Source organism: Nitrosomonas ureae (assembly GCF_001455205.1).
GTDB lineage: Bacteria > Pseudomonadota > Gammaproteobacteria > Burkholderiales > Nitrosomonadaceae > Nitrosomonas > Nitrosomonas ureae.
Genome location: NZ_CP013341.1, coordinates 742,442 through 754,850 on the forward strand (window position 1 = coordinate 742,442; position 12,409 = coordinate 754,850).

General features: G+C 42.1%; 11 protein-coding genes. 8 read left to right on the forward strand and 3 right to left on the reverse strand.

What is annotated here, in order from left to right; genetic code table 11:
* Window positions 1–24: 24 nt before the first annotated feature.
* Entirely contained in the window at window positions 25–2,820 is a 2,796-nt protein-coding gene (ppc, locus tag ATY38_RS03580; RefSeq protein ID WP_062558091.1) for a phosphoenolpyruvate carboxylase, read from the reverse strand.
* Between the two features lie 124 nt (window positions 2,821–2,944).
* On the opposite strand from ppc, the gene hemC reads away from it, so the two are divergent.
* The 3 genes from hemC (at window position 2,945) to ATY38_RS03595 (ending at window position 6,018) form a co-directional block, all read left to right on the forward strand.
* The gene (gene hemC, locus ATY38_RS03585; protein WP_062558092.1) at window positions 2,945–3,904 is read left to right on the forward strand and encodes a hydroxymethylbilane synthase; all 960 of its coding nucleotides are present in this window, start codon (window positions 2,945–2,947) and stop codon (window positions 3,902–3,904) included.
* 2 nt (window positions 3,905–3,906) lie between these two features.
* A complete protein-coding gene (locus ATY38_RS03590) occupies window positions 3,907–4,707 on the forward strand; it encodes a uroporphyrinogen-III synthase (RefSeq protein ID WP_082633062.1) in 801 nt (266 codons plus the stop codon).
* 135 nt (window positions 4,708–4,842) lie between these two features.
* Window positions 4,843–6,018: a heme biosynthesis HemY N-terminal domain-containing protein gene (locus ATY38_RS03595; RefSeq protein ID WP_062558093.1), complete on the forward strand. Its 1,176-nt coding sequence runs from the start codon at window positions 4,843–4,845 to the stop codon at window positions 6,016–6,018.
* Window positions 6,019–6,172: 154 nt separating this feature from the next.
* Here the strand turns inward: ATY38_RS03595 and ATY38_RS03600 are convergent, their stop codons facing one another.
* The gene (locus ATY38_RS03600; RefSeq protein WP_062558094.1) at window positions 6,173–7,225 is read right to left on the reverse strand and encodes a CDP-6-deoxy-delta-3,4-glucoseen reductase; all 1,053 of its coding nucleotides are present in this window, start codon (window positions 7,223–7,225) and stop codon (window positions 6,173–6,175) included.
* Between the two features lie 47 nt (window positions 7,226–7,272).
* On the opposite strand from ATY38_RS03600, the gene ATY38_RS03605 reads away from it, so the two are divergent.
* From ATY38_RS03605 to zapD, 5 genes are all read left to right on the forward strand, one after another.
* On the forward strand, window positions 7,273–8,169 hold the full coding sequence (locus tag ATY38_RS03605) for an SDR family oxidoreductase (protein WP_062558095.1): 897 nt from the start codon (window positions 7,273–7,275) through the stop codon (window positions 8,167–8,169).
* A 198-nt stretch (window positions 8,170–8,367) separates the two neighbouring features.
* On the forward strand, window positions 8,368–9,591 hold the full coding sequence (locus tag ATY38_RS03610; RefSeq protein WP_062558096.1) for a type II secretion system F family protein: 1,224 nt from the start codon (window positions 8,368–8,370) through the stop codon (window positions 9,589–9,591).
* Between the two features lie 32 nt (window positions 9,592–9,623).
* Window positions 9,624–10,487: a prepilin peptidase gene (locus ATY38_RS03615; RefSeq protein WP_062558097.1), complete on the forward strand. Its 864-nt coding sequence runs from the start codon at window positions 9,624–9,626 to the stop codon at window positions 10,485–10,487.
* Window positions 10,488–10,490: 3 nt separating this feature from the next.
* On the forward strand, window positions 10,491–11,087 hold the full coding sequence (gene coaE, locus ATY38_RS03620) for a dephospho-CoA kinase (RefSeq protein ID WP_062558098.1): 597 nt from the start codon (window positions 10,491–10,493) through the stop codon (window positions 11,085–11,087).
* A 121-nt stretch (window positions 11,088–11,208) separates the two neighbouring features.
* On the forward strand, window positions 11,209–11,964 hold the full coding sequence (gene zapD / locus ATY38_RS03625; protein ID WP_062558099.1) for a cell division protein ZapD: 756 nt from the start codon (window positions 11,209–11,211) through the stop codon (window positions 11,962–11,964).
* Window positions 11,965–12,094: 130 nt separating this feature from the next.
* On the opposite strand, the gene ATY38_RS03630 is transcribed toward zapD, so the two are convergent.
* On the reverse strand, window positions 12,095–12,280 hold the full coding sequence (locus ATY38_RS03630) for a hypothetical protein (protein WP_062558100.1): 186 nt from the start codon (window positions 12,278–12,280) through the stop codon (window positions 12,095–12,097).
* Between the last annotated feature and the right edge of the window lie 129 nt (window positions 12,281–12,409).

Sequence of the window (12,409 nt, forward strand, 5' to 3'; positions counted from 1 at the left end):
AAGAGCATGTCATAAAATTTGCCGCTAACCACTATTGCGTAATCCTGCTGTTACACCGTTGATGGTGAGATGAATAGAACGTTTAACTTCTTCGCTGTCCTCGCCAGATCGGTAGCGACGCAGCAATTCCACCTGCAAATGATTGAGCGGATCGATATAAGGGATTCTATTGCGGATGCTGCGCGCTAATGTTGGATTATCTTGCAGTAACTCGACATTACCAGTAATCGCAAATAGCCATTTCTCACTTCTCGCGCGCTCCTCTTGGATTCGTGCAAAAATCTGCTCACGCAGTGCAACATCATTAACCAATTCAGCATAGCGTGAGGCAATACCCATATCTGTCTTCGCTAGCACCATATCCATATTCGACAACAGCGTTTGCATAAAGGGCCATTTCTGGTACATTTCCTGCAGTAACTCCAACCCCTGTTCGTTTTGATCTTTCTGATTCACAAATGTTTCCACTGCATGCCCGAAGCCATACCAGCCAGGCAACATCATCCGACTCTGGCTCCAGCTGAATACCCATGGAATTGCACGTAAATCTTCAATATCATCAGAACTTGTGCGAGAGGGCGGCCGACTGCCTATGTGTAAACCTGCCATTTCCCGGATGGGTGTTGATTCCAGAAAGAACTGCTTGAATCCCGTAGTTCCGAAAACCAGATCCTGATAAGCTGCAAAAGAAATCGCTGCAAGTTTATTCATCGCAGGGTAATATCGATCTGCATTTCTACCGATCGAATCGTGCCCCAGCAAGGTTGCCTCCATCGTTGCGGCCACTAAAGTTTCAAGGTTACGGCGTCCAATCTCAGGCTCAGCATATTTACTACTAATGACTTCGCCCTGTTCGGTTACTCGTATCTGACCATTTACACTACCTGGAGGCTGTGCCAGAATGCTCTGATAGCTGGGACCACCGCCACGCCCTACTGTGCCGCCACGGCCGTGAAATAGACGTAATCCAACATGATGCTTAGCAAAAACCTTGGTCAGTACAATCTCCGCCTTGTAAATCTCCCAATTTGAGGCGATAAATCCACCATCCTTATTGCTATCGGAATACCCCAGCATCACCTCCTGCACACTACCCATTGAACTTAAAAGCTTGCGATAGTACGGCAATGAAAATAATTGATCCATAATTTTGCCGCAACTTTGCAAATCAGAGATGGTTTCAAACAACGGGATGATATTAAGATGCAACTGGGGGTTTTCTCCGGTTTGCAGCAAATCCACCTGCCGCAACAAGTATGCTACTTCCAGTATATTGATTACCCCGGTTGTCATGGAAATAATATAATTCGGCATTGCTGCACGTCCGAAACGTCGATGAATCTCAGCCGCACACTGCAAAATGCGCAATTCGGATTGCGTCGTTTCCGAGAACTCCGAAGGAATAGTCAATAATGGGTGTAATCGATTAATTTCTGATAGCAACCAATCGATACGCTCTTTCTCTCTCAGTTGCAGGTAATCCTTGTGACCTGTGTAATATTCAAATAGCTCGCTTACAACTTGTTCATGAATTTTGCTATGTTGGCGCATATCCAGAGGCGCAAGATGAAAACCAAACACCTCCGCAGCTCGCCGCAAGTTGCGTAATGCACCACGCGCCACCCAAGAAGATTTATGCTGCTTCAGGGATTGAATGATCGCTTCAAGATCGTGTACAAATTCAGCACTATCAGCATAGGGTTCTTTGGTTTCTTCGGTACTAAGCTGCAAAACTTGATGTCCGAATTTTTTTGCAGTGGCAACCAAACGAGCACCAATGCTCAAGAATATTCGCCGATAAGGCTCATCAGATCGATTAGGAATATCCGGAGCGGTAGCAAGCAATTTTTTGACTTCGTCACTGACCTCTACCAAACGTTCAGTCAAACTCATGGAACGACCAATCTTTTGCACAGCATCCATATAATATTCCAATGCCACGGCTGATTGACGTTCCATAGCTCGCAACATGACTTCATGTGTGACAAAAGGATTGCCATCGCGATCACCACCAATCCAGCTCCCAATTCGCAAAAATGAAGTCACCAATGGAATATCGCTAGCCAGTCGACGCTCGAGCAGATCTTCGATCTTTGCGTATATGTATGGGATTTCACTTAGAAAGGTATAACTGTAGTACGCCAAACCATTCTCAATCTCATCATAAACGGACAAGCGAGTCGGACGTAACATACGCGTTTGCCACAAAATTTGAATTGTAGCGCGTTGATTTTCTTCATTATGGCGTAATTCGTTCGGAGTCAACTCAACCCAGGCTCGTTCTTTCAACAAACGCTCAATGGCGAGTTGGCAGTCCAGTATGCTTCTACGCTGCACCTCGGTTGGATGTGCTGTCAGTACTGGAGAAACGATCGCTTGCTTGAAAAAATCGGCAAGGATTGTGCGTGCATTACTACTGCTCTCCAATACACGCTCAAGCGCTAATGTCACACTTCCGGCCTGCGGCGCTGAGCCGGCACGTAGGTGAGCCCGCCGCCGCCGGTTATGATGCACATCTTCTGCAATATTGGAAAGCAGCGAGAAATAACTAAAAGCCCGAACGACCGGCAATGAATCCTTATCGCTTAATTGCTTGAGTATCGCTTCCAGTTCATGCCGCGCAGTGGGATCTTGCTCTCGATGAAAACGAATCGCTATTTTACGTATATTTTCTACCAGCTCAAAAGCCTTATCTCCTTCTTGCTCACGTACCGTGTCACCCAGCATACGTCCAAGGAAACGGATATCCTCGCGCAATGGCAAATCTTTATCATTGGCTAACTTATTAATATCATAATTCTCTGAATCAACATCATTCATTACGTTCTACATCCACTATAAAAAATGAAACCAATATCCATTTCCGGCACGCCAAGTCAGGGTCGGCCATGTTAAAATGATTGCCAATAGGAATTTTTTGTAATTTTTTCATTTTATATTATTAATGCCCAATTCATTTTTATTTCCCAAGAAAATCGTTATTGCTTCACGAGAAAGCCTGCTTGCTATGTGGCAAGCCAAGTTCATTCAGAAATGCCTAAGTGAATTATACCCGCAAACTGAAATCAGCATACTTGGTATGACAACGCGCGGTGATCAAATACTGGATCAATCATTATCTAAAATTGGCGGAAAAGGCCTATTTATCAAAGAGCTTGAGCAAGCTCTGGAAGATGACCGTGCTGATATTGCGGTGCATTCCATGAAAGACATGCCCATGAATGTTCCGGAAGGGTTCAAGCTAGCTGCCATAACTGAGCGAGAAGATCCTCGCGACGCGTTTGTTTCTAATCACTATGCCAGCTTGGACGTGTTGCCTGCCGGCAGTATCGTCGGCACATCAAGCTTGCGACGCGAAAGTCAATTGCGTGCACATTTTCCGCAACTTCAAGTACAACCGCTGCGGGGAAATGTTCAAACCCGGTTACGCAAACTCGATGAAGATCAGTATGCAGCAATTATTCTGGCTGCCGCCGGTTTAAAACGGCTTGAACTCTCCAATCGCATTACCGCCCTACTCAATCCTGAACAAAGCCTGCCTGCAGTTGGACAAGGCGCCTTGGGAATCGAGTGCAGAGCTGATCGCATGGATCTGGTTCAGCTTATGCAGCCACTACACCACCAGGCAACTGCTTATTGCGTTGAAGCTGAGCGTTCGATGAGTCGTGTACTGGGAGGCAGTTGCCAGGTACCGCTCGGAGCATTTGCTGAGATTGACAACGATAAGCTTCGACTCCGTGGATTCGTTGCTCAGCCCGATGGAAAACGCATAGTGAGCGGAGCTTTAGAGGGTAAACCTGAAACCGGTATTGCAATGGGGCAACAATTGGCGCAAAAGCTAATTAAACAAGGCGCAGATGAAATTCTGGCTGCTTTGGTGCCTGCCGCAGAAGGTTGGAAATAACATTGCCTATCCGCAAACAACTGACCGGGATTAACATACTGGTTACTCGTCCAATTCATCAATCCACTTTTCTTGCAGAAAGCATTCACGTTAGCGGTGGTAATCCGATTTTACTTCCAGTACTGGAAATTGCTGATGTCACGGATATTACTCCCTTGATTGATCTGATTAATCGTTTGGATGAATTTGATTGGGCGGTATTTGTCAGCCCTAATGCTGTTACCAAAAGCATGGATTTAATTACCAAGCAACGCACGCTACCTCCTTACTTAAAAATAGCTGCCGTTGGAAAAGGCACTGCGGATACCTTAAGACGGTATGGAGTCAACGAGATTCTTATTCCAATCGAGCGTTTTGATAGTGAAGCATTGCTTAAGTCGGAAGAGTTACAAAACATGACCGAAAAACATGTGGTAATTTTTCGTGGCAATGGCGGGCGAGCGTTATTGGGTGATACGCTCGCACAACGCGGTGCGCACATCGAATATGCAGAATGTTACCTGCGCAGAAAACCCAACATTGATAGCGCACCCTTGCTTGCTGCCTGGTCGCAAGGAAAAATACACGCAGTAATCATTACAAGTAGTGAGGGATTGCATAATTTATTTGACATAATAGGCACGCTTGGCCAACAATTGCTGAAAACAACTCCGGTTTTTACAGCGCATGAACGCATCGCCCAAGCAGCCAGAGAATTAGGATTGAAGAAAATCGTGAAAGTGCCATACGCAGGTGATGAAGGTTTACTGAAAGGTTTGTATATATACTTTCAGTCAATGGAAAGACAGTGTTTTTTTGAATGAAATATATAAAAGGACCTTAAATAAAGTATAAATAGTCGCATATCAATCGTACTCACCGCAGCGGTGGGTGGGTGTGTATCTATAATCCGTGATATGAATTAATAATGATCGACTCTATTGCAATGAGGAGAATATATGAAACTGATAGTCTGGCTAATAGCACTATTCGCTGCTGCTGTAGCTGTTACACTTACTGCTAAACACATCACCGGGCATGCTTCATTGGTGATGCCGCCTTATCAATTAGAACTACCGCTCGACCAGTTTATTATTGTAGTGATCGTAGCTTTTCTAGTTTTCTATTTTCTAGTACGACTCGTCCTGGGGATATTCGGATTCAGCAAAAGGCATCGCCATAAAAAAACGGATGAAATGCTGTTGTCCGGGCTGAAAGCTTACTTTGAAGGCGATTTTGTTAAAGCACAAAAGAATGCCACCGTAGCATTAAAATTAGCAAATTCAGCAACTGTGAAAGCCATCAGTGCCGTTATTGCAGCTCGTTCAGCGCACAAACTCAATCAAGTTAACGCACGAGATCAATATTTAAATAATGCACTCAATCAAGTACCAAGTGAGAAGTCCTTATGCCTTGCCACAAAAGCTGAATTCCAATTGAATGACGGAAATTATCAGGATGCACTTAAAACCTTACAGTCATTATATTCAGGAGGAGGATTACAGCCAACTGCTGTGTTGCAATTAGAATTGGAAGCTCAGCAACGTGGCAGAAATTGGGATGCGGTGTTGGAATTAACTGAAGTGCTGGAAAAACGTCAATCGGCTAATAAAACATACATAAAAAAATTAAAACACGATGCACAAATAGAAAATATTAGAAGCAAAGCAATCGATTCGCAATCTTTGAATCAGTATTGGTTGCACATATCACCACTGGAAAAAATGGATAGTAAGCTTTGTGCAGCTGCAGTACGTTCATACATTTCTCTAGGAAATTGTGCAACCGCAAATCGGATTATTGAACAGAATGTTCCGATCACATGGGATAACGACCTAATTGAACTTTATGCGGAGTGCCTAGGTTATCATGTCAACAGGCAAATTGAATGCGCTGAAGTATGGTTGAAATCACAGCCCAATAATGCACAACTGTTACTGACGCTTGGTAAACTCTGCACACATTGTGAACTGTGGGGCAAAGCGCAAAATTATCTAGAAGCCAGTTTATCGGTTGAGCCAAGTTATAAAGCACATTTCGCATTGGCACAACTAAACGAGAAGCTCGGCAAACATGAATTGGCTATGAGTCATTATAATAAAGGGCTCGAACCATGTCTAAAGCAGCTCATTTAATAGATCGCTAAAAAGCGCTTTCTTTTCCGGAAGGTTGATGAAAAGGCCGCAAGAACAGAAGAAAAGAATATAACTAAAATTACAAGAATCTGTGCTAGCTTACATAACTGTGATTACATTTTTAGCTATTCAGCGGCCTTTTCTTTAAATGAACTTAACTGCTTGGGCTTGAAGGATTGCTAGTCGATGGCGTGAATACATCCGAAAAGAAAGCATTTTTAGGCAAATTGCAATAAAGAGTAAAGTCTTGATACGCTGCTTTTATCATAGCAGGGACGCCACAGGCGTAAATTTGATATTTTTCCAGATTCTTGAAATCCTGCATCACAGCCTCATGAACTAATCCCGTTCTTCCTTCCCAGTTATCAATGGGCAAGGGTTCGGACAATACAGGCACAAAGGTGAAATTTTTATGCTGTTGTTGCCAGCTATCAGCTAACCCAGCTAAATATAAATCAGCTCTTGTGCGGGCACCCCAGTAGAGAATCATTTTTCTTTTGCTGCTTCGATCATTTTCTTGATATAAAACGTGCTCAAGGATACTTTTTATTGGCGCAAATCCTGTTCCACTAGCTAGAAAAATTATTGCAGCATCTTCAGGTGCATCCCGCAAAAAGAACGATCCGAGCGGCCCAATAAAGCGAACAATATCTTTAACCCTCATTTGGTTAAAAACATATTCCGTAAATGCACCGCCGGGATAATTGCGCACATGTAATTGCAAAAACTCATCATTATGAGGAGCATTTGCCAAAGAAAAACTCCGACGTTTCCCATCTTTAAGCAAGATGTCGATATATTGACCTGGTAAAAATTGTAATCGCTGTTTGGCAGGAAGCTTTAATGAGATAACCATAACATCGGGAGCAACAAGATCGAGCTTATGCACACGGCAAGGCAACGTCTTTATTTCGATATCTTTGATCGCGTTGATTTCCTGACACTCAATGATCAAGTCAGTCAATGGAGAAGCGCAGCAAAATAGAGCTTTACCACCCTCTCTTTCTTCTTTAGTCAGGGTTTCTTCGCTATATCCTCCATAATTCACCGACCCCTGGATGATTTTTCCTTTACAAACCCCACAGGAACCGTTACGACAACCATAGGGAAGCGAGAAACCTTCGCGCAGAGCCGCATCAAGAATGGTTTCTCCTGACTTTACTGTTAATATATGTCCGCTAGGTTGGATAAAGATTTGATGCGACATTGGGTAGCAGATAAGAATGAGTACTATTTGGAAATAAAATAGATTGTATGAAAAAAACACTGTTAATTATCGGTTGCGGTGATGTCGCCTTGCGGACAGTACCACTGCTAAAAACACACTACCGTATCCTCGGTTTATATCGTAACGCAGACCGTGCTGATCTGTTACGCGCAAATGACATTACTCCAATTTACGGTAATTTAGATTGCCCCAAAAGTCTTAAGAAGCTCGAGGGAATAGCACATTTGGTATTACACTTGGCCCCTCCGCCCAATTATGGAAAACGGGACACAAGAACACTGCATTTATTGTCTGCTCTAACAAAAAAAACGAAAACCAATTCAACGATTTTACCACAACGATTCATCTATATCAGCACCAGCGGGGTGTATGGTGACTGCCGGGGAGATTTAATTGATGAAACTCATCCTGTTCAGCCTGAGAATGATCGAGCAATACGACGTGTCTTTGCTGAAAAACAGATACGTAACTGGGGGAAACGTAATCACATTTCGACCTGCATAGTGCGGGTACCTGGAATCTATGCAGCCAATAGATTACCTTTGCAACGTTTGCGAGACGGCCATCCCACATTATTGGACGCTGAGGATAGTTATACCAATCATATACACGCTGATGATCTCGCTCAGATTATTTTTGCTGCCATACGGTTTGCCAAAACCAATAGAATTTATCACGCCTGTGATGATTCTCATCTAAAGATGGGGGAATATTTTGACTTAGTAGCTGATTATTCTGGCTTGCCGCATCCTCGTCGTATCACTCGAGATCAAGCTCAAGAACAAATAACGCCCGGTATGCTATCTTTTATGAAAGAATCGAGGCGGCTTAGAAACGTCAGAATAAAAAAAGAATTACATATAAGTTTGCTATATCCCACAGTCCATGACGGCGTTAAAGCAGCATTGATTAATAATCAGTAAATCAAACACTCAGTCTGCTATTAATTCGTCAATTTTTTAGCTCGCACTAAGTAATAGTCAATCGATGCCGTTAAATCCGCACAATTTTAAAACAATCTTCTGATTCTGTTATCAAAAAAGATAAATTAGAATTTTTGTGATGTATCTGTTAATAATTCTTAGCTATCAATCGTATATTGAGTTTTGAAGGAGTTTATTATGGCAACTGTAACCGCAAGCACCGAGAAAAGAATAAAAGAAATCAATTATTCGTGGGAAGGAAAAGATAAGTTTGGAAAGCAACTAAAAGGTGAAATGCGAGCCGCAGGAACTGTAATTGTAACTTCCACATTGCGCCGACAGGGCATTAAAGTTACAAAAATAGAAAAAATGCAGTCCAATGGTAGAATTATTGAGAAAGATATAACGCTATTTACGCGTCAGCTGGCAACCATGATGAAATCGGGTGTACCACTGCTACAGGCATTTGATATTATAGGGAAAGGCCATAGCAATCGGGCATTGAGTAAGTTGTTGATGGATATTAAAGCTGATGTCGAAACGGGCAGTAATCTTACGGATGCATTCCGCAAATACCCGCTTTATTTTGATGCGCTATATTGCAATCTTGTTGGCGCAGGGGAGGCAGCAGGTATTCTTGATACTATTTTAGACCGCCTAGCTACTTATAAAGAAAAAATCCAAGCTATCAAGGGAAAAATTAAGTCTGCTCTTTTTTACCCTATTTCAATTATTGTAGTTGCATTTGTCATCACGGCAATAATAATGATTTTTGTGATTCCGGCCTTTAAGGATTTATTTGAGGGATTTGGTGCAGATCTACCTGCTCCAACACTCTTTGTAATGACTATCTCAGATTTCTTCGTCGACTATTGGTGGGCAATCTTTGGTATCGTGGGTGGCGGAATTTATGCTTTCTTTTATACTTGGAAAAGATCTATCCCCATGCAGCGGATTATCGATCGTGTCGCACTTAAGATTCCTGTCTTTGGAGAAGTAATTCGTAAAGCTACTATTGCACGTTGGGCACGCACACTCTCTACAATGTTTGCAGCAGGCGTTCCTTTGGTAGAATCATTAGATTCCGTCGCGGGTGCTGCTGGAAATCATATCTACTATGAAGCCACAAAAAATATACAGCTTGAAGTTAGCACAGGTAATAGTTTAATGTCATCAATGGCCAACAGCACCGTATTTCCCAATATGGTTATTCAAATGGTAGCTATCGGTGAAGAAGCGGGATCGCTTGATTCCATGCTTGGTAAAATAGCTGATTTTTATGAAGCGGAAGTCGACGATGCTGTTGCCGCACTTTCTAGCTTAATGGAGCCCATGATCATGGTTGTTCTGGGAACACTCATTGGTGGTATGGTGATCGCAATGTATTTACCTATTTTCAAAATGGGAATGGTCGTTAGTTAGGTTTTATTTTTTCTCATCTATACAAAATAGCCATGACCTTACTCAGCATATTGCAAGATTCTCCTGTTCTTTTTATTTCCTTGATAGCACTACTGGGTTTAATGGTGGGTAGCTTTCTGAATGTTGTGATTTATCGACTGCCCGAGATGCTTAAAAGAAGTTGGCTGCAACAATGTGCAGAGTTGCAAGGTCACCAAACAAGCAAAACATCACCAGCATTTAATCTCACTAGTCCGCGTTCAGCTTGTGTTCATTGCGGGCACAAGCTGAATATATGGGAAAATATTCCAGTGATCAGCTACCTACTGTTACGCGGCCGTTGCTCCCAATGTAACGCGCGCATTTCTTTTCGTTATCCAGCTGTAGAAGCGCTAACAGCTTTAATGAGCGGCATCGTTGCTTGGTACTATGGATACAGTCTGATAACCATCGCAGCATTGATTTTTGTATGGGCACTCATTACTTTGACAGTGATTGATCTCAATACACAACTATTGCCGGATGATATAACTTTGCCGTTATTATGGCTGGGATTATTGGTAAATATTAATAATGGTTTTACCGATATTCAATCAGCCGTAATTGGCGCCGCAGTAGGCTATCTTTCCTTATGGTCAATTTATTGGTGTTTTAAATTGATAACCGGAAAAGAAGGTATGGGGTTTGGTGACTTTAAATTGCTGTCCGCTATTGGGGCTTGGCTAGGATGGAGCATGCTTCCACTGGTCATACTCTTTTCCTCGCTGGTGGGTGCTATCGTAGGAATCGGAATGATCGTCGCTGCAAAACTCAATAAGAATATACCCATCCCTTTTGGCCCTTACCTTGCTGGTGGGGCACTTATTGCATTGTTCTGGGGAGAAAAGTTAAATCATGCTTACTTTGGATTGTTCTAATTAATGACTTTGATTGTAGGGCTAACTGGAGGAATTGGCAGTGGCAAATCAACTGTAGGCCAATATTTCGTAGATCTGGGTATTGATGTTATTGATACTGATGCAATCGCTCGGATGCTAACTGAACCCGATGGTTTAGCCATGAATTCAATTAAAGACTCTTTTGGACAAACCATGTTAGCTGCGGATGGTTCTCTAAATAGAGAAAAGATGCGCAATTTAATCTTCTCAGATAATAATTATAAACTTGCATTAGAAAATATTCTTCATCCCCTCATTCTTGCCGAAACTCTTCAACAAGTCAGTAAAGCTCTATCGCCCTACATCATAATCGCCATTCCGCTTCTATTTGAAACGGATGACTTCAACAAATTAATCCAACGCAGTTTAGTTGTTGATTGTGAAGAGAAACAACAAATATTACGGACAATGAAACGTAGCAAGCTGCCTGAAAATCAAATAAAAGCAATCATCGCCACCCAGATTTCACGAGCAAGTCGATTGCAAAAAGCCGATGATATTATCGTCAACAATCTGGATATTGCATATCTGAAAGTACAGGTAGCTCAGCTACACAAAAAATATTTGTCTTTATCATAATAAACATCACGTTACACAATAACACCCAAGAATATAACTGGGAAATTTACTTCTTTTGTGAAATAATGTCCCTGAAGCTGGATTCAATATTTCTAATCTTTGTTGTGGATGCATAGTTATTGTGATTTGTTATGAACACCCCCTTAATGAGCGCATACGAACCCTTCTCCGGCTTGAAGACTTATTCAATAAAATTGATTTCTTTTCAACTAAAGAGAGCGCGTCTGAACATCATGCTTCACTTATCGCTTTATTTGAGATTCTTGAAATTACCAATCGTGCAGATATTAAGTCAGATTTATTACAGGAACTGGAACGGCAAAAACTGCTACTCGAGATGTTACGAAAAAGTCCGGATGTTTCTGAAGCAGCTCTTGATAGTGTGCTCAATGACATAAAAATCACATTCAGGGAAATGTTGGATTTTCCAGGTAAAGTTGGCGAACACTTGCGTGAAAATGAATGGTTGATGGCGATTAAACAACGCATCGGAATACCGGGTGGCTGTTGTGTGTTTGATTTACCATCCTATCATTATTGGCTCAATTTGGATCCTATATACCGGCACGAAGATTTTAACGAATGGCTATCCCCATTCCAACCCATCCGTAATGCATTCAGAATTGTGTTGCTGTTGTTACGCAAGAGCGGAAGAACTCTAAGAGTCGTTGCGAATCAGGGGGTTTTTCAGCAGACCGGCGCAGAATATTCAGCGCATATGCTCAGACTTAACTTAAGCGATCAACTTCCCTGCGTACCCGAAATCAGCGCTAATAAATATGCATTAAACATTCGTTTTGTTCCGACACAGGCAGGGCAAAAAAACAAAATTTATGAAAATGATGTAGCATTTGAAATAACCTTCTGTAATCTCTAGCCATTATTCCAACCATTCTAGTGGCATTCAAAAGTAATTAAATTACAAATCAAATACTTCAAGCCTGATCCCCACTTCCCTAAACAGAAATCCGCATAGGGCAAGCGGGATTTTACCAAAAACTTTCTTGCTACTTTTTCTGTTCCTCAATATTACTCTTCTTTTCCTTTGTAATAGGATTCTGCAGCCCATAGCCTTCTTCCTTAGCCTTGTAGCCGCCATATGCACCGGCTCCCCCTGCAGCAAGAAGCCAGCATCCCGACATCAGTGGAATAATGAGTAGAATGATCATGAAGCGCATCAATTTTGATTTCATCGCAACCTCCAGAAAATTTATCAAGATAAGAATGAATTACCATCAAACTAAAAATTAAGCAGGCCTACACCCAATTCACTCTTAACTATATCTTATAAGATACGTGAGGTACAAGAAAAAGTCGGTTGG

Excerpts from the sequence above, each read along its gene's own strand:
- ppc (WP_062558091.1), bottom strand. The coding sequence starts at position 2,820 with ATGAATGATGTTGATTCAGAGAATTATGATATTAATAAGTTAGCCAAT.
- hemC (WP_062558092.1), top strand. The coding sequence starts at position 2,945 with ATGCCCAATTCATTTTTATTTCCCAAGAAAATCGTTATTGCTTCACGA.
- ATY38_RS03595 (WP_062558093.1), top strand. The coding sequence starts at position 4,843 with ATGAAACTGATAGTCTGGCTAATAGCACTATTCGCTGCTGCTGTAGCT.
- ATY38_RS03600 (WP_062558094.1), bottom strand. The coding sequence starts at position 7,225 with ATGTCGCATCAAATCTTTATCCAACCTAGCGGACATATATTAACAGTA.
- ATY38_RS03605 (WP_062558095.1), top strand. The coding sequence starts at position 7,273 with ATGAAAAAAACACTGTTAATTATCGGTTGCGGTGATGTCGCCTTGCGG.
- ATY38_RS03610 (WP_062558096.1), top strand. The coding sequence starts at position 8,368 with ATGGCAACTGTAACCGCAAGCACCGAGAAAAGAATAAAAGAAATCAAT.
- ATY38_RS03615 (WP_062558097.1), top strand. The coding sequence starts at position 9,624 with ATGACCTTACTCAGCATATTGCAAGATTCTCCTGTTCTTTTTATTTCC.
- coaE (WP_062558098.1), top strand. The coding sequence starts at position 10,491 with ATGACTTTGATTGTAGGGCTAACTGGAGGAATTGGCAGTGGCAAATCA.
- ATY38_RS03630 (WP_062558100.1), bottom strand. The coding sequence starts at position 12,280 with ATGAAATCAAAATTGATGCGCTTCATGATCATTCTACTCATTATTCCA.